13 protein-coding genes are annotated in these 18199 nt (G+C 41.7%); 1 reads left to right on the plus strand and 12 read right to left on the minus strand.

Translation table 11 applies throughout. The features are described 5' to 3' along the window. Positions 1-47: 47 nt before the first annotated feature. The 11 genes from EF384_RS08275 to EF384_RS08325 all read right to left on the minus strand — a co-directional run bounded on the left by EF384_RS08275 (position 48) and on the right by EF384_RS08325 (position 15118). Positions 48-731, minus strand: a complete 684-nt coding sequence (locus tag EF384_RS08275) for a YcjF family protein (RefSeq protein WP_123781078.1) — start codon at positions 729-731, stop codon at positions 48-50. 725 nt (positions 732-1456) lie between these two features. After that, on the minus strand, positions 1457-2494 hold the full coding sequence (gene ftsY / locus EF384_RS08280; protein ID WP_094518307.1) for a signal recognition particle-docking protein FtsY: 1038 nt from the start codon (positions 2492-2494) through the stop codon (positions 1457-1459). 108 nt (positions 2495-2602) lie between these two features. Continuing rightward, positions 2603-3430 (minus strand): Cof-type HAD-IIB family hydrolase, encoded by an 828-nt coding sequence (locus EF384_RS08285; protein WP_123781062.1) that lies wholly within the window; start codon positions 3428-3430, stop codon positions 2603-2605. 94 nt (positions 3431-3524) lie between these two features. After that, on the minus strand, positions 3525-7100 hold the full coding sequence (gene smc, locus EF384_RS08290) for a chromosome segregation protein SMC (RefSeq protein WP_123781064.1): 3576 nt from the start codon (positions 7098-7100) through the stop codon (positions 3525-3527). A gap of 446 nt (positions 7101-7546) precedes the next feature. After that, a complete protein-coding gene (gene rnc, locus EF384_RS08295) occupies positions 7547-8242 on the minus strand; it encodes a ribonuclease III (RefSeq protein WP_094518303.1) in 696 nt (231 codons plus the stop codon). Positions 8243-8580: 338 nt separating this feature from the next. Then, positions 8581-8820, minus strand: a complete 240-nt coding sequence (gene acpP / locus EF384_RS08300; protein WP_123781066.1) for an acyl carrier protein — start codon at positions 8818-8820, stop codon at positions 8581-8583. 150 nt (positions 8821-8970) lie between these two features. Then, positions 8971-10008: a phosphate acyltransferase PlsX gene (gene plsX / locus EF384_RS08305; RefSeq protein WP_123781080.1), complete on the minus strand. Its 1038-nt coding sequence runs from the start codon at positions 10006-10008 to the stop codon at positions 8971-8973. Positions 10009-10126: 118 nt separating this feature from the next. Beyond that, positions 10127-12178 (minus strand): ATP-dependent DNA helicase RecG, encoded by a 2052-nt coding sequence (gene recG, locus EF384_RS08310; protein WP_123781068.1) that lies wholly within the window; start codon positions 12176-12178, stop codon positions 10127-10129. A gap of 114 nt (positions 12179-12292) precedes the next feature. After that, positions 12293-13309: an MsnO8 family LLM class oxidoreductase gene (locus EF384_RS08315; RefSeq protein WP_094518300.1), complete on the minus strand. Its 1017-nt coding sequence runs from the start codon at positions 13307-13309 to the stop codon at positions 12293-12295. A gap of 681 nt (positions 13310-13990) precedes the next feature. Continuing rightward, a complete protein-coding gene (locus tag EF384_RS08320; RefSeq protein WP_123781070.1) occupies positions 13991-14569 on the minus strand; it encodes an N-acetylmuramoyl-L-alanine amidase in 579 nt (192 codons plus the stop codon). A gap of 9 nt (positions 14570-14578) precedes the next feature. Continuing rightward, a complete protein-coding gene (locus EF384_RS08325; protein ID WP_123781072.1) occupies positions 14579-15118 on the minus strand; it encodes a sigma factor in 540 nt (179 codons plus the stop codon). Between the two features lie 301 nt (positions 15119-15419). On the opposite strand from EF384_RS08325, the gene EF384_RS08330 reads away from it, so the two are divergent. After that, complete coding sequence (locus EF384_RS08330) at positions 15420-16109, plus strand: hypothetical protein (protein ID WP_123781074.1); 690 nt, start codon at positions 15420-15422, stop codon at positions 16107-16109. A 912-nt stretch (positions 16110-17021) separates the two neighbouring features. Here the strand turns inward: EF384_RS08330 and EF384_RS08335 are convergent. After that, the gene (locus tag EF384_RS08335; protein ID WP_123781076.1) at positions 17022-17849 is read right to left on the minus strand and encodes an exodeoxyribonuclease III; all 828 of its coding nucleotides are present in this window, start codon (positions 17847-17849) and stop codon (positions 17022-17024) included. Positions 17850-18199 lie beyond the last annotated feature (350 nt).

Consider the following 18199-nt stretch of genomic DNA (forward strand, 5'->3'; position numbering starts at 1 on the left):
TTCAGTTTTCGGGTAGAGATTCAAAAACTTCATTTCCCCTTTTTTATTTAACCTTTATTTTTCTTGTTGGACGCTTGAATTGTTTTATATAGCGAATTGAATTGACCTTTGAAAGTTAAGACATTATCGAAAATATCTTCACCTTCGTTGAGCATTTTCACCGTAACCCAACCTAGCGTAGCTGTAATGCCACTAGCGACTACACCATTAATAGCAGCACCAGCAAGTGTCCCAACACCAGGAATAAATTTGATTAGATTCCCCACAATGCTACGACCAAAACCAACCACAACTAGTTCCTTAGAAATCGTCCAACCAAGTGATTCAGACCATGAGCGGCCAAATAATTTATGTAGACGACTCATCATAACAGTTTGCACTGGTACCAATAAAATAGCATCTGAAAACGGAATTGGCGAAAGGCCGATAATCGCCGCAGTCAACGTCGCTGCATGGATAGTGGTATAGGACTTCTTACGTACCTCAGGATCCACGCCTACTAAAAATTCATCAAAAATTCCTTCGTAGCGTTCCTTGCTAGTACCAAGCACCTTCTCAGCTTGCGCCTTCGTTTGGTCCAAAGCACCCAAAATCACACCCGCACTTTTCACAGGCATCTTCTTCAACACTTCATCAAAAAATGCGTGAAATTCTTTGTCATCCGCTGCTTCTGTTCCATTATCTTCAGCCTCTGCCTCAAGCACCACATGTGTCCCCGGCACATCTTGCATAACAGCCTCGTCCTCCACAACTTGCGCTTGTTGCCCTTCATCCTCTGGTGTTGTCACCGTTTCATCCTCAACTAATGATGCTTTCTTAAGCTCATCTTCATTTAATTCAGTCATAAAGCTCATCCTCCTCAATATTTGCGCCACACATACCGTTGGCGCCTATAAACACATTCTTTATCCTAAATAGTATATCAACACTTGGCATCATGCAATTATATATATAACATCATTTAAAAATTTTCTTGATGTGAAAAGTAGGCTACAGATCAAATAAGGCAAATTAGCTTATAGAGTACCCAGCTGTTAAAACAAAAATGTCACATTGTCGGGAAGATAGTAGCATATTTTCAATGATACTAGCACAAATTACGCCTATAGCAATTGTTCAAGACCACTATTGTTGAAAGATGATGAGGCTTGTTCCAAGCCTCTACCGATTATCAATACCTCACGACTAAACCTTAAATGCCTATTATTGAATGCCCCTGTGCTTGTATAAGAATTGCCATATTTTTACTAAATGAGATTTTATTCAAGACGGGTACTCGTTTTTGTCTCGAATGGCATCCTATTCGGGACAAGTTATTTGGATTTTATCGAATGAATTCTTATTCGAGATGATTTCGCGTTTTTGTCTCGAATGGCATCCTATATGGGAATCACCCCTCCGTTCAACAAAAAAAGGCTGGACCCAAAAGTCCCAACCCATTTTTACAAAGATAGCATTAACTATGTACTTCAACTACGTCTTTGATTAATTGGTAGATGAATTTCTCTGCATCGAAGACTTGTAAGTCATCCAATTGTTCACCCAAACCGATGAATTTAACAGGAATATCCATTTCGTAGCGAATGGCGAAAATCACGCCACCCTTAGCGGTACCATCCAATTTGGTCAAGACAATCCCATCGATATCAACTGTTTTGTCGAATTCTTTGGCTTGTACAAGCGCATTTTGTCCCGTAGTTGCATCCAAGACCAACAATGTTTCATGCGGTGCGCCTGGAATTTCACGTGTTAAAATACGTTTCATCTTGTCCAATTCATTCATCAAGTTGACTTTATTTTGTAAACGTCCGGCTGTATCCACCAAGACATAGTCATAGTTTCCCTCACGCGCTTCTTTGGCTGCATCAAAGGCAACAGACGCTGGGTCGCCGTGGGCTTTACCAGTAATAATCGGCACATCTACTCGGCGTGCCCATTCTTCTAATTGTTCAATGGCACCGGCACGGAAAGTATCACCGGCAGCAAGCAAGACTTTATGGCCTTGTTGTTTCAATTGGTAAGCCATTTTCCCAATGGTAGTTGTTTTCCCAACACCATTCACCCCAACAAATAGCATCACTGTTGGGCCATCAGGATTTTCGTTGATAGCGACACTTGGTTCGCCACCCTTGTCATAGATTTCAACCATCTTTTCGATGATGACATTCTTCACTTGTTCACCTGAACTAGCCCCGCGGAGTAAAACCTCCTCGCGAACGGCATCAGATAGTGCCAATGTCATATCAAAGCCGACATCAGAAGAAATAAAAGCTTCCTCTAAATCATCAAAAAATTCATCATCCACTTGGCGGAAACCAGCGAACAATTCGTTAATGCGGTCTGAAAATGAACGACGTGTCTTTTCAACACCCTTATCATATTTTTCAAATACAATCTGGTCTTGGCTAGGTTCAGCTGACTCAGATTTTCGTTGTTCTTCAACAACTGGATCTTCCCCGGTGAAGGCTCTCTTAATACGATCAAATAATCCCATCGAGCACACTCCCTCTATTCTTTTTTAGTATCATATCATATCTCGCAAGCGGTGTCCGCTCTCACTATGTAAACCGTGAAAACGCTAGCCACCCACTCAGATACAATCTTATTTATTGTCGTCTTCTTGGTAGAAAACAAAGTGGTCAATTGCTTTTGCTACGCCATCTTCTTCGTTACTTGACGTGATGTAGTCAGCGTATTGTTTGATATCCGGACGGCCATTTTCCATGACAACGGCTGTACCCGCCCATTTTAACATGGCCAAGTCATTTTCTTCGTCACCAATAACCATCACTTGATCAGCAGTTAATTCCAATACTTGGGCCAAATGGGCTACCCCAACACCCTTATCCACACCCTTAGGCATGATTTCCAATTGGTATGGATGACTACGCATCACTTCAAAATCTTCGAATACCCATTCAGGTAATTTTGTCATTGCGCTCTCTAAATGCGCAATTTCCGTATTGATCACGACTTTAAAAATCGCTGTTTCAGGATCCAAATTCGTCATGTCAAACTGTTTAAATGGCAAGAAATTCATGGTTTCTTGATAAGTCCCAGGAAAATCTTCAGGGAATGGGAATTGGTAAACCGCATCGATTAAGACCGCTTCAAGTGGTAAATCAACCGCAAGCATCGCCTCATACAAACATTGCGCTTGACCCATTGACATCGTCACTTGGCTCACAACTTCGCGAGATTCATTCTTTAACACCAAACCACCATTATAAGTAATGGAATAGTGGTCGGACGAATTAGTGCCTAAAGTATCCAAAATATGTTGAATCGCTTCTAACGGACGACCTGTACAAATCGCCACATCCACACCATTTTGAATCGCCTTGTGAATCATATCAATATTAGCTGGGCTAATCGTTTTATCCTTACTCAATAACGTACCATCTAAATCAATTGCAATTAACTCAATCATAATTCCCTCATACTTCCCTATTTTCATTTTCGTATTCTTTGCTTACGTCTATTGTCCCATATCTTCATGGGAAAAAGGGCATGATTTGCCTAAACTAAGCCTTTTCTAATGCTTTCTCATCGAAATCTTCTAATCGCACAGCCGCCAACTTGGATACACCAGATTCCTGCATCGTCACACCATACAAGATATTGGCTGCTTCCATTGTCCCCTTACGATGCGTAATCACGATAAATTGCGTCTTATCCGCAAATTCACGTAAGAAGCGTCCATAACGTGCCACATTGGCCTCATCTAAGGCTGCTTCCACCTCATCCAAAATCGAGAACGGTACGGTTTTTACATCCAAAATCGCAAACAACAAGGCAATCGCGGTCAAGGCTTTCTCTCCACCAGATAATAAGGAAAGATGTTGCAATCTCTTTCCAGGTGGTTGGGCTTCAATCTCAATACCCGATGCCAACAAGTCAGTCGGATCAGTCAAGGTCAAGCTCGCACGACCGCCACCAAATAATTTAGGGAAAATTTCTTCAAAGGAATCACGAATGGCAATAAAGGCTTGTTCAAAGCGTTCTGAAACCTCTGCATCCATTTCTTCAATCGATTGATACAGTTTTTCTTTGGCTGCTAAGACATCGTCACGTTGTTTCTGCATGAAGACAAAACGCTCGTTAACTTCTTCAAATTCCTCGATTGCCGCCAGGTTAACCGGTCCGATATGTTCAATTTCTTTCTTCAATTCACGCACTTTTAAGGATGCTGTTTCCATAGACATGGTTAATTCAGATTGGGCACGTGCCCGTTCAAACGTCAGACCATATTCTTCACGTAAATGTGTCAAGTGATTATCGATTGAAACCTCATAGCGTGAAATCGTTGCTTCTACTTTGGCTTGTTTTTCAAGTAAGGATTGCAAGTGACTGTTCATTTCTTTGACTTCTTTATCTAGTCCGTCCGCCTTATTTTGGGCGTTGTTGCGGCCTTTTTTCAAGTTCGTCAATTGCGCTTCACAATCTTTTTGCGCTTTCACAGCTGCTTGGTAATCTGCTTCCAAACTATTAGAAGTCTCAGAATTAGATAAGATAGCCTCCGCCATCAGTTTCAAATCAGCTTCGAATTTCGCTACCTGATCTTGTTTAGCTGCCAAGTCGGCTTGACGTCGTGTCAAATCTTGGCTAACTTGATCAAATTGCGATTGCAGGACAGCCAATGCTGTTTCAGCTACTTGTAAATCACTTTGTAGTTGGTCGCGTTTGGCTGCTTTTTCATTTGCTGACAAGCTCATGTCATCGATGGTCGTCTTCAATTGCAAGACTTGTCCGTCGATCTGGTCTAAATCAGTTTGTAATTTGGCCAACTCTTTTTCATGAGATGCTTTGACTTTTGCTAAAAGCGCCTCTGCACCTTGACCGGCCGCTAAGCTGTTTTCCAGGTCAGTAATTTGCTCATTCAAACGGTCCATTTCGGTAACCAAGGTGCGCTCAGTAAAGCGTGCTTCGTCGCCTTGTGTTTTAATGGTTGCCAAATCAGCTTCTAACGCTTCTGCCTTAGTTCGGTGAGCCGTCATTTTCGCCTGATAATCTTCAACCGTCTTGGTCAAATTAGCAATTTCTTTATTTAAGCGGTCGATATCTGTTTTTCGAGATAACAACCCATTATTATTTTGATGTTTGGTTGCCCCACCAGTCATGGAACCACCGGCATTGATGACATCTGACTCCAGGGTCACAATGCGGTAACGACTATATAGGGTTTTAGAGATTGCCCGAGCGTGGTCCAAATTATCGGCCACAATCACGTGCCCCATCAAATTTTGCATGATTTGACGGTAATGGTCATCGAAGGCCACTAAATCAGACATTACCCCAATAAAACCAGGCATACCTTGAACCTTAGCGAGATCGCCAGCTGCTACTGAACGCCCTTTAATGACATTCAAGGGTAGGAAGGTTGCTCGACCAGCGCGTTGACGTTTCAATTCGCCAATTAACTGACTCGCCACTAGCCCATCTTCTGTCACAATATTTTGCATGGCTCCAGCCAAGGCCGTTTCAACCGCACCGGTATAGGCATCCGGTACCCGCAATAATTGTGCAACGGCCCCATGGACACCTGGAATTTTCTTACCGAGATCAAGGGCTACCTTTACACCTTGGTAGAAACCAGCGCGATCGCGTTCTAAGTCTTCTAATGAATCCTTGCGCGCACTTGCTTGCATCAAAGCCTGATTGGCCTGATTCATCATTTGATTGGCTTGGTAAGCTGCATCTTGACTAGCTTTCACAGCAGCCTGTTGTTCTTTATAGGATGCTAACAAACCTTCAATTTTTGTCGCCAAAGCCTCTTTGTCGGCTGCTAATTGCGTCAATTGCGCACGATAATCCGCTAATTTTTCGGTCATTAGCGTGCGGTCAGCTTGGTCTTTTTCGGCGTTTGCCGCTTCATTGGCCATATCTTTTTCAAGTTGGGCCATTTCGTTTTGCAAGGCTGATTGTGCTTGTAGGGCCTCAATATAGGCCGTACGGCGGGCTTGAATCTTGTCTGGCGCCGCATCTTGGGCCAAATCTTTATACGCTGTCAGCAAATCATCACGGTCCGTTGTCTTCACAGCCATATCTTTACGCATATCTGTCTGTTTGGCAGTCAGTTGGATAATCTCCTGCTGCAAAGCTTTAACCGATGCCTTTAAGTCGTCCAAAGTCGACGCTTGGTTGGCATGATTCGACTCTTTAAAGAGAATTTCTTGATGGTGGACTTGAATTTTGGCTTGGACTTGCTCAGCCTTTTTCACCAAATCTACATACTGCTCTTGCAATAAATTGACTTGGTCGTCCATATCATTCGCTTCCGCGCGCCATCTCGTTAAGGCTTCTTGCGTTTCAGTCAGGGTCTGACGGCGCCCAGCGATATCCTTAGCATATGATGCCAGGTCATTCTTGGCCACCTGCCACTGTTCATTTAAGGTTTCAATCTGAACCGCAGTTAAGGCAATCTCGATTTCAGACAACTCAGCCTTAGACTCCTTGTAATGAATAGCTTTGTTCTTTTGTTCTTCTAAAGGCTCAATTCGATCAGCAATTTCCGACAAAATATCGTAAATACGATGCAAATTTTCCTCAGTATGATTTAACTTCCGCTCCGCCTCGTGCTTACGAGATTTATATTTCATAACCCCGGCAGCTTCCTCAAAAATCCCGCGACGGTCCTCCGCCTTCTGCGTGAAAATCTGTTCCACCTTACCTTGCGAAATAATGGAAAAAGAATCCCGGCCAATACCCGTATCCATCATCAATTCAGTGATGTCACGCAAACGGCATGGACGGCGATTAATCATATATTCCGAATCGCCAGCAGCTGTATAACGGCGCGTCAAAGACAACTCATCCGCATCAAAATCCAGCGCACGATCCTTATTATCAAACGTCAACGTCACTTGGGCATACTGAGCCTTGCGACGGTCAATCGCCCCCGCAAAAATAATATCGGACATCTTGGCACCTCGTAGCGACTTGGCAGATTGCTCCCCCAAAACCCACTTAATGGCCTCCGTAATGTTCGACTTCCCCGATCCATTCGGTCCAACAATAGCCGTAAACCCATTGTCAAATTCAATTGTCGTCTTGTCAGCAAAACTCTTAAAGCCGACTATTTCAACTGTCTTAAGGTACACAGGCTAATTCCTTTCTACTCATCATCTTCTTTTGTTCTTTTGAAAAATATCATGCATCATCTACGCCGCATCACTTCATATATCAGTCACCTTGATCAAGGGAATAAGCTTCTTCCCCCACCAACTCCTGGTGGCACATGTGTTCCCAAGGGCTGCTTTGGGAAATTGTCCTTTTCCAATTTTAAAAAGGTCGATAAAGGGTACTATTTCATGAAAAAGTACCTACAACTCAGATAAAGGGAAACTATTTATGGATATAGTTTCCCTTCCTAAAAATAGCGGTACTATTGATTGAAATTGTTTCGTTTCTAGAAAATTAGTGATTCTATTTGTCAAAATAGTACCCTTTTTGATGGCAAAACGAAACAATTTACCAAAATAAATACCAAGCGGTTGAAAAAAGATGTATCTTTTTTCATACATTCCAAAACGCCACATGTCGCACGCTATTTTTTTAACATTTCTAATGCGTTGGCAGCAGCTGCTTGTTCAGCCGATTTCTTAGAATGACCAACACCACGGCCGATGATTTCATCGTATAGACGAACAGCGACTTCAAAGCGTTTTTCGTGGGCAGGTCCTTCTTCTTTAATCAATTCATAAGCTAATTGAATTGCACCATCTTTTTGTAATTCTTCTTGAAGGGCTGTCTTCGCATCACTTTGACGCATAAACTCGCCATTCTTGATCTTAGGATAAATGGTTAGACTCATAAAATGTTCTATCGCATCTAACCCAAGATCAAGATAAATCGCACCTAGAACAGATTCAAATAAATCACACAATAATGATGGACGCTTACGACCATTGCTGGCTTCTTCACCGTTACCAAGACGAACAAATTGGTCAAAACCGCATTCAACCGCACGTTTAGATAAAGATTCTTCACGGACAATCAATGCTCGTAATGAAGACATTTTCCCTTCATCCATCTCAGGATAATTACGGTACAAGTAGTTTGAAACCACTAATTCAAGGACAGCATCGCCTAAGAACTCGATACGTTCATTGTCTTTTAAGTCTAAATTCCGATTTTCATTTACAAATGAAGAATGGGTAAAAGCTTCGATATAATGTGTTTCATCTTGCATATGTAAATCAAAATTTGTCGCTAAAAGTTCTTTCACACCTGTTAAATCCATTTTTATTTCCTCCTTTTTCTGCTTACTTCTTATAATAAAATATAGCCTGGGACAACAGCGGTTCCAGGCCTATCAGTACTTCTGTCGCACTCTATCAAAATGTGTTCCTAGAACCATCCCTCTGCCCACTTCAGATTAGCTGGCGATGACTATCGTCATCTCGGGCGCTATTCTTCCACTGGTTGAGGGCTGAACGGTGCTAGTCACACTCTGTTAAAATGTGTGCCAAAAGTGAGCTTTGGACTGCGTTTCAGAAAAATTCATCAATCCCAAAGTACGGGGCTTGCTGTTCATTTTCTTCCAACGTTCCAAAGCTGAACCACTTTTGTCACACGCTATTATTTATGGCTATCGATATATTTGACGATGTCCGCTACTGTTGTAATATCTTCTACGTCATCATCAGAAATTTGGATACCAAAGTTATCTTCTAACTCCATTACCAATTCGACAACGTCTAAAGAATCTGCGCCTAAATCAGTTGTGAATGACATTTCTGGTGTTACGCTTGATTCTTTAACACCAAAACGTTCTACGATTAATGTTGCTACTTGTTCAAAAGTTGTTCCCTCTGCCATGAAAATCCTCCTAAAAATCTACTTTTAATCACCCTCATATTATACACGTATTGATTGCATAAATTAAAGGGGTTAGCTATTTTATTGTATATACAAATCAATTGATCTTATGCAATGTATTTTAAGCAAAAATGACCATCATTCTAACCACTAAGCTTCAGCGTCTGCTTTGGCTTTCGCTAAGGCTACTTCTGCTTCAAAAGCACCTGCTAATTCATCGATTACACCAGCATCTACAATCGTTTCCGCTTGTAAAATTGTATGATAAACGCTTGTTGCATTTGAAGAACCGTGTGCTTTCAATACAGGTGCTTTCACACCAAATAAAATCCCGCCACCAGCTTGGTCTAAATCTAATTGATTGACCATATCTTTCAAGGTGTTCTTCAATAGCAAGCCGCCAACTTTAGACGTCACGCCACCATTCATGATAGAAGACTTGATCAATTTCATTAATGAACCGGCTGTACCTTCGATAGATTTTAAGACCGCATTACCCGTAAAGCCATCCGCAACCACGATATCCGCAGCCCCGTTCAAGATTTCACGCGCTTCTACATTCCCCACAAAGTTGATGCGGTCATTAACCTTCAACAAACCGTGTGCTTCCTTACTTAAATCATTACCCTTGTTTTCTTCCGTCCCATTGTTCAATAAACCAACAGTTGGATTCGCTTTTTTCAAGACAGCACGCGCATACGCACTTGCCATCACAGCATATTGACTTAAATATGAAGCTTTCGATTCCGCATTGGCACCACAGTCAATTAGTAGTACATGGTCTCCAATCGTCTTCAAATTCGGCAAAGCAGCCATCAAAGCAGGACGTTCCACACCCTTCATCCGGCCAACAACCAGTAACCCAGACGTTAGCAAAGCACCCGTATTACCGGCAGAAATCAACGCATCCGCTTCGCCATTACGAACGGCACGCGCAGCCATCACCATAGACGAATCACGTTTCGAGCGAACAGCCTTCACAGGATCATCCTCGGACAAAATCTTATCCGGTGCATGCACGATTTCCACATTCTCAGGCGTCGGTCCTTCAATTACGGCCTTAATCGCATCCTCGTCACCATACAACACAATCGTTACATCCTTACGCGCCTCAGCAGCTTGCAAACTACCCAAGACGATTTCTTTAGGGGCATTGTCGCCACCCATAGCATCTACCGCGATTCTCATCTCTACGCCACAGTCTCCTTTTATCATTCATTTTCTTCATTATACCATATCCCATACCAAATCCTTGACCCCTCGCCCTATGAAAAGGACGACTGGAACCTAAGACAAGTTGCCACAATTAGGCATGCATATTGCCCATGTGATCAGCCAACCAATCAACTAGATTAGGATACTGGATTTGATTACCTTCAAAATACGGCAGGAAGTGCATCGCATCTTCGCGAGCAAGTTCTAAAATCACACCATCTTCAACTGGATCAGCCACTTTAAATTCAGGTAAGCCCGATTGTCGTGTACCAAAGTAATCCCCGGCACCGCGCAATTCAAGGTCTTGTTGGCTCAAATAGAAACCATCCGTTGACGCCACCATAATCTGCATCCGCTTCTTGCCGTTATCAGTTCGAGGGTCTGCAACCAAGACGCAATAAGATGCATATTGGCCACGGCCAACCCGTCCCCGCAATTGGTGTAATTGCGCTAAACCAAATCGGTCTGCATCCAAAATCACCATAAAGGTCGCGTTGGGTACGTTCACCCCAACCTCGATAACGGTTGTCGATACTAAAATTTGAATGTCGTTATTTTTGTAGGCGGCCATTACACTGTCCTTCTCATCCGCAGACATTTGCCCGTGTAGTAAACCAACGTTGAACTGGCTACCAAATTGTGCCTCGTACGTTTCATAGATGGCTTCCGCATTTTTCGCTTCAAGGGCTTCAGACTCGCCAATCAAGGGACAGATAATATACACTTGCCGGCCATTTCGGACCTCGCGCCACATGAGCTGATCGACTTGGTCTTGCTTATTATGACGAACCCAAGATGTTTCAATCGGAATCCGACCCTTAGGCATTTCCTTCAATTTGGATACGTCCATATCGCCCATAATCGTGATTTCAAGCGTACGCGGAATCGGTGTTGCCGTCATATATAGGACATTTGGCGCTGCGTGTTCACCCTTAGCCACCAATTTAGACCGCTGATTAACACCAAAACGATGCTGCTCATCGATGACGACCAGACCTAAATCAGCGAATAAGACGTCATCTTGAATTAAGGCGTGCGTCCCAATTAAGAGGTCAATATCGCCGTTAATTAAATCAGCAAGCATTTCCCGGCGCGCCTTGGTTTTAGTGGAACCTGTTAGGAGCGCCACGCGATATGGTGTGCCCTCGAAGAACTCGGAAATAGATTTGTAATGCTGTTCTGCCAGGATTTCTGTGGGCACCATCAAGGCACCTTGGAAGCCCGCATCAATCGCAGCCACAAAACAAATCATAGCGACAACTGTCTTCCCTGAACCAACATCTCCTTGTAAGAGGCGGTTCATCTGGAAGGGTTGGCGCAAATCAGCACATATTTCATTGACGACGGCCTTTTGACCATCCGTTAATTCGAAAGGAATGGTTTGGATGAAATCGCGCAAATGGTGGTTATCGTATAGAATCTGTGCCCCATTGGCAATGCGACGTTTTTGTAATTTTTGCCATTGTAACTTCATGGCGTATAAGAATAATTCCTGATATTTCAATTGACGCCGTGCTTGACGGTTATCCTCTTCGGTATCTGGAAAATGCATCTGATGGACGGCCCGTTTGTGGTCGACCAAGTGATAGCGTTCTTGGAGTTCTTCAGGTAAGACTTCGAGAATCAAGTCCTCATATGCTTCTAGTCCCAGGTGAATTAACTCGGTTAGATACTTCGTTGATAGACCTTGTGTGAGGTGATAAATCGCCTCAAAATCCTTATCCTTGTCATCCACATGTTGCTGGTTGGAAAAAAGTTTGATGCCCACTATTTGTTGCTTGGCTGCTTCATATTTACCGTAAACGACGATCTCTTGATTCGCCGCAATATTCTTCTTCAAATAGGGTTGATTGAAGAAGATGACTTGAATCACCTCGTAATCCAAAGCCAGCTTAAAGGTTAAGCGATTGCGATTTTTACCAAAATATTGGACAACAGGTTCAGTAGCCACAATTCCCTTAACCGATGCCTTGGTATTATCAACCAGTTCACTAGCCGATTTGACAGACACATCTTCATAACGGAAGGGAAAATGATAGAGCAAATCTTCAATTGTCCTAATGCCGACCTTGTCTAACAATTCAGCCTTCTTACCCCCTACACCCTTGAGTACTGTGACTGGATCATGTAAGCTTCGTGCCATTTTCATCCCTCCTTCGTTGATGATTTCCTCCTATTTTACCGGAAAAACTGGGTATTTTCATGAGACAAAGAAAAAGCCGGAATATGCTTCCGTGCTTTTCGCTGCAACTTATTTTTAACCGTTGATATTTACTTCGCTCAAAATTTCAATCAAAGCACGACGATTAGCGAAACCAGATAACTGGTTGGCAATCAAGAAGCCATCCGTATTCGTCAATTCTTTTAAGCGACGCAATTGCATTTCAACTTGTTTTGGTGTGCCATACACTTTACGGCCAGCGTGGCGATCTTCTTCAATCACTTCACTGTGCATCGTAATGAAGTCGCGCGCCTCACCCACATCCATCAATTCTAGATAGGCACGTTTATCATTCAAAAAGGCGTCAATCCAGTCATTTAAAGCGTAGTTTAAAGGCTCTTTCAAGTTGCGTTTTTTACTCGTAACCGCATATAAAGCGATTTGAACGGCTGGTTCCTTCAAGCCTTTTGATGGCACAAAGTTTTCCCGGTAAATTTTGATGGTTTCGATACATTCTTCCAAGTCTCCAGAGAAGAATAAACCAAACACCATGCCCAAGCCTTGTTGTGCCACGAATTTGGCATTGCGTCTAGAACCCATCATCGTGAAAAGTGGGACCGTCCCACCAAAATAAGCAGGCATGACACGTAGGCCGTGCATTTCATCGTCCACTGACAAGTCATTATATAACAGACCAGCCAGTTGCGTTAAAGACTTTTCATAGTTAAGACCACGGTTAATTTTCATGCCTAAATGTTCTTGGCGCGTCACTTCTTTTGGCATAGAATGGCCAATCCCAGCTTCTACACGATCAGGATACATTGCTTCTAAAACCATGAAGTTTTCAGCAATTTGATATGGTGTCGAGTTATTCATCACCACAGCACCCGTACCCAATTTAATTTGACTTGTTTCTGCGCCGTAACGTGCCAACAATAATTGTGGTGTACTAGATAAAACGGCCGGCGTGGAATGATGTTCAGTCAGCCAATACCGGTCAAACCCCTTTTCATCAGCAAGTTTGGCCAATGCAATTGATTGCTCAAAAGACTCCAACACTGATGTATTTTTGTCGCGAGGGACAAAATCTAAAATACCGATACCTAAACCCATTTTGTGACTCCTTCATTCGTTGTAATATTTCATATTTTACCACATCTTCACCAACTACACCTAGTCTTCACCCATTATTTACCTAATTTTGATAATGATGTATTTCACAAACTATGAACGGCTAAATGCCTCTGGGAATCTTATCTGACATGCGATTGACCTTGGCAATCGCACTTCACCAATATGAATAGGTTCCTAGCCAACCTGTAATATAGGACCTATTTGTATGAATTGATTCCATTTTTTCGCATCTAATCGCTTTGATTGGCACAATATACCCTTCTATGAGGATTATTGCCTATTTTTGCGAGATTGTATTTATCCGAATTAAAATAGATGAAAACTGGAAACCTAAACTGCTTTTGAGTGTATTTATGAGAAAAAATGAAACGCAAAACACCCTGAACGTTCCTTTTTTAAAAATAAAGAACGTTCAGCCCCTTGTGTGACGCAAAATTGCTCATTTTTGAAACCAAAACCCTCTGAATTTTTCATTTTTAGGTTATTTAACGATGTAAATATATCATCTTAAACAAACCGGACAAAAAAGAAACTCAAATCCATATAAAATGAATTCAAGTTTCTTGCTTAAATTAAGCTAGCCTCATTAAAAGTCGAAGAGTCCACACAAAAAGCCGCAAGCATCAACTTTTCAATGCTTGCGGCTTTCTAATTAATTAGTTAATTGGTGCAAATACACACCTTGTCGTCAGCAATCGCTTTGCCAACGACGGCTTCAATCAAGTGTTTACTAATCAGGTCAAGATTCTCCAGGTAATAGGCCCGGTCGGTGGGTTCAGCCAAGAAAAATAGTTCCATTAAACGATAGTTGATTCCCCAATTTCTGGCATTATTCAGATTCAACAGATCATCCCGTTTGGACAGTCCTAGCTCGTTTCGAGTGACCAAGCCAAAATGGTTTTTGATGACCATTATTAAGTTGTCATCAATGGCATCAGGCTGATAGTCGCGGTGGATAATGAGATGGCCGCCCTGTTGCGGTTTGGCCGCCGCGTCCATGTGTATTTCCACAACAATCCAATCAGCATACTTTTTCATATCAGCGGCATGTTGGTACAAATTGTCCATATAAAACGCAATTTTCAGATTAGCATCGTTTGCCCATCTTTGCAGGTAGGGTTTGAGTTTTCGGACCATGTCGGCTTCGGTAAATTGCCCGCTAACGCACCCGGGATCTCCGTTACCATGGCCAAATGCGATGAGTAATCCGGCATATTGATGCACTGTAGTTGTTTTCATAAAATCCTCCTAATCTGTCAGTAAGTGGCGGAAATGACTAAGTTTGGCGGCTAATTTGGTCTTGCGTGCATAAAGCGCTTGGCGGGAAATCGGGTAGATAGCCCGCAGCTGCTTCATATTGCCCTGGCATTGGACCACGTCTTTGAGAAAAATACGCTCATGGTCAAGTAAGAATTTACTGGCTTCAGCTAGAAAAAGTGTGGCATCTTGGGTCATGGGCATGTCTGGGTGATAGGGATGGCCAGATTCAAACAGCCAATCCTCTGTCGTCGACTGTTCACAAGTATCTCGTTGGTAGAGACGGCGGAGTTCATCTAGAACGCGCCATCTAATAACGGTTTTGGCATAAGCAGTAAAACGGTAATGCTGCCCTTCCTCAAGGGGATCATCATCAAAATATTCGGCTGCTTGATACAGGCCAATCTGCGCAATTTGGTAAAGATCATCAAAATAGGACTTGCTTGGATATACATTGAGACGGTTCAGCACATGCACGATGACCCCGTGATATTGATCGAGTAACTCAGGATACCGATATTGATCAAACATAGCAACTTTTCCTCCATTATTTAACTATCCGTATTTTTAAACCTGCAGGCTAACTAAAAATACGACACATGGACTGGAAATGACAAGCCCTTGAACGGCGCTATTGAAATACAAAATCTATATTTTTATCTAGTATAAGTTAAAAATAACAAAGAAACATTCTTCTTTTTACCCAATATATTACCTTTAAGCTATAAAATAGCAAATTTTGCTTTTAAATGAAATTTTTGTTTAAAAGATATAAATACAATGTTATAAATAAGTGAGAGAAAATTCATAAAAACAAAGGTGGTTTAGGGTAGTGAAAATAAATCGTATAAATACAATAAAATTGCAAAGACGAATAGATTGGACAATAGATTTGGATGCCTTGATTAAAAATTGTCGACACATTAAACCACAACACTTTGAAAAACTTCAAACAGACATGATGCTATTATACAACGTTAGCAAGAAGCACCTACCCTTCAAGACAATCATCTTATTTACAGATGCAACAGTTGCAATCACCGAACAAGATACCAGCGAACTCATGAAAGTATGGCATCAAAATGTTGGCTTTTTTGCCGAATATTTCAATAAACAGTACGAGCACCTTATGCATGCAAGTAAAAAGCGGCCACATACCGTGGGCAAATATTCCTTCCAGCGATTTAAAGATGATTTTGCCACTATGCATTATCTAGCACTCCATAACATTCATGATTTCTATCACTATATCAAACCGAAGACACATACCTACATCGAAATGCCAACAAATATCGCCTTCATCCTAGGCGTGAAAAAAGCTTACCTCGATGCCAAAATAAATATGTACAAAATTCAACGCGATCATCAACTAGAATTTTTCAATCAAATGTCCTACTACAGCCAAGCTATGCATAGCCACACGCATCAAGTATGCGAAGAAATACCAGGTATCCACCAACCATCAACACATTTTGGCCAGCTTGATACCATCCGCCAACTGATTGGCAAACCATTGGAATAAATTCAAAGAACCAATGACCTGTTTCGATGAAAGCAGTGGGGCTAGAGTTTAATTCGGTTAATTTCGAGGTGTCCCGAAATATTTTTATACGACCCTCCAGTTTCCAGGACTTGGGGTCCGGTTTAATTCACTCCGGCTGTCAACTATCTGGAAAAATAAGTCTCACTTCCAATTTAGTTGTGAACTATCTGGGAAAATAAGTCCCGCTTCCAATTTGGTTGTGTACTATCTAGGTAAATAAGTCACACTTCCAATCTGGTTGTGAACTATCTAGGTAAATAAGTCTCACTTCCAATCTGGTTGTGATCTATCTGAGAAAATAAGTCCCACTTCCAATCTGGTTGTGATCTATCTGAGAAAATAAGTCCCACTTCCAATCTGGTTGTGATCTACCTAGGAAAATAAGTCATAAAATCCCAAAAAATTGTGACTTATATCCATAATATAAGTTACACTACTACAGCACCAAAATACCAGAATAGACCAATCTTTAAGTGCCATAATGAAAATGAGGCTCGGACCTTAGTCCAAGCCTCATATATTTGAAAACCCCCTTTTATGACAATTTTTTTTTTATAACATCCCGGTACAAAAGTCATAAAAAGTTTCGTTTCACTTATAAAATGATATAAATGAAAAAATTTGTGATTTCTTCTTTTTTTTGATGAAATAAATGAATTTTCGCTAATTTTGTCATTTATTTGAATCGATAGATGAATCATTTTATGTGCCTTCATCTATTTGCTTATATAAGTGAATTAACTAAAATATTATGCTCTTATTTAACGAAATAAGAGAAAAATCCACCAATTTATTCATCTATTATCCTAAATAAAAGAATCAGCCTGGGTAAATATTATGGATACAAAAAAAGGCAAGGACTTTTTCCCCGGCCTCAAATGAAATACCCTATTACAATTCAATTTCCAATAAAATTGGCGTATGGTCTTGGCGCGCACCTGAATCAATGACCTCAGATTTGCTAACCTTGTCGGCAATACGATCACTGACTAACCAATAGTCAATACGCCACCCTGAGTTGTTGATTTTACTTGTTTTCACACGTTGGGCCCACCATGTATACACGCCTTCAACCGCACCATGTAAATGACGGAAGGTATCTGTGAAACCACGGCCCAACAAAGCTGTAAAACCCGCACGCTCTTCGTCCGTAAAGCCGGCAGAAAAGTGATTGTTATCGGGGTGTGCCAAATCAATCTCCGTATGTGCCACATTGTAGTCGCCACAAGCAATGACTGGTTTCGAAGCATCCAATGCAGCCAAATAATCCGCATATTTCTCGTCCCAAATTTGACGATCAGCTAAACGAACCAGCTCAGAACCCGCATTTGGTGTATACACTTGCGTCAAATAAAAATCAGGGAATTCAAGTGTAATGATACGCCCCTCATGATCCATCGTCGTTGGTGCCCCAATTTCAGGAAAAGTCACGACTGGCGCAAAAGACTTACGGTATAAGAACATCGTACCCGCATAGCCCTTACGAGCCGGTTCAGTCGAAGACGTCCACACAACCTCATACTCCGGAAACTCAGCTTCTAAAACCTCCACATGCTTCTTCGTTGGCCCCTTAGCAGACAACTTCGTCTCCTGAATCGCAACCACATCCGCATCAAGATCACGAATATCCTCTAAAGTCTTGCGCGTCATCAAAGCCCGCGCCGAATCACTCGTCAGCGCCGCATTAAGCGAATCAATATTCCAAGAAATAAATTTCATCTATACATACCCCTATCATGTTGGTCTTTACTTATATTTTATCATAGACATATCAACTACCACCGACTAAAGTAGGTGGTTTGTCATAAAGAATCACAGTTGTACAAACGTCTTACGACTCCAACATCTAAATAACATCTAAGGGTGGTTGACTGGCACCCTGTCAATAGACAGTCTTATAGACATCTATCATTAATATTCTAATTTTGGCTCAAGTTTTTCAAACTTTGGATGCATATCACCTGATATATACCAAGTACCTAATGTTTGGAGGTTCATTCCAGCAACACGGTCATCATTCGATTGATAACCACATTGTATACATTGAAACAAATGTTTTTCTTTTATAC

This window comes from Aerococcus agrisoli (genome assembly GCF_003797145.1).
In the GTDB taxonomy this organism is placed as follows: domain Bacteria; phylum Bacillota; class Bacilli; order Lactobacillales; family Aerococcaceae; genus Aerococcus; species Aerococcus agrisoli.

What these genes read in the sequence shown, in the direction of transcription:
- rnc (WP_094518303.1), bottom strand. Translation starts at nt 8,242, where the DNA reads ATGGATTTAACAGGTGTGAAAGAACTTTTAGCGACAAATTTTGATTTA.
- EF384_RS08315 (WP_094518300.1), bottom strand. Translation starts at nt 13,309, where the DNA reads ATGGGTTTAGGTATCGGTATTTTAGATTTTGTCCCTCGCGACAAAAAT.
- EF384_RS08275 (WP_123781078.1), bottom strand. Translation starts at nt 731, where the DNA reads ATGCAAGATGTGCCGGGGACACATGTGGTGCTTGAGGCAGAGGCTGAA.
- EF384_RS08285 (WP_123781062.1), bottom strand. Translation starts at nt 3,430, where the DNA reads ATGATTGAGTTAATTGCAATTGATTTAGATGGTACGTTATTGAGTAAG.
- plsX (WP_123781080.1), bottom strand. Translation starts at nt 10,008, where the DNA reads ATGAGAATCGCGGTAGATGCTATGGGTGGCGACAATGCCCCTAAAGAA.
- acpP (WP_123781066.1), bottom strand. Translation starts at nt 8,820, where the DNA reads ATGGCAGAGGGAACAACTTTTGAACAAGTAGCAACATTAATCGTAGAA.
- EF384_RS08325 (WP_123781072.1), bottom strand. Translation starts at nt 15,118, where the DNA reads ATGTTTGATCAATATCGGTATCCTGAGTTACTCGATCAATATCACGGG.
- recG (WP_123781068.1), bottom strand. Translation starts at nt 12,178, where the DNA reads ATGGCACGAAGCTTACATGATCCAGTCACAGTACTCAAGGGTGTAGGG.
- ftsY (WP_094518307.1), bottom strand. Translation starts at nt 2,494, where the DNA reads ATGGGATTATTTGATCGTATTAAGAGAGCCTTCACCGGGGAAGATCCA.
- EF384_RS08335 (WP_123781076.1), bottom strand. Translation starts at nt 17,849, where the DNA reads ATGAAATTTATTTCTTGGAATATTGATTCGCTTAATGCGGCGCTGACG.
- EF384_RS08320 (WP_123781070.1), bottom strand. Translation starts at nt 14,569, where the DNA reads ATGAAAACAACTACAGTGCATCAATATGCCGGATTACTCATCGCATTT.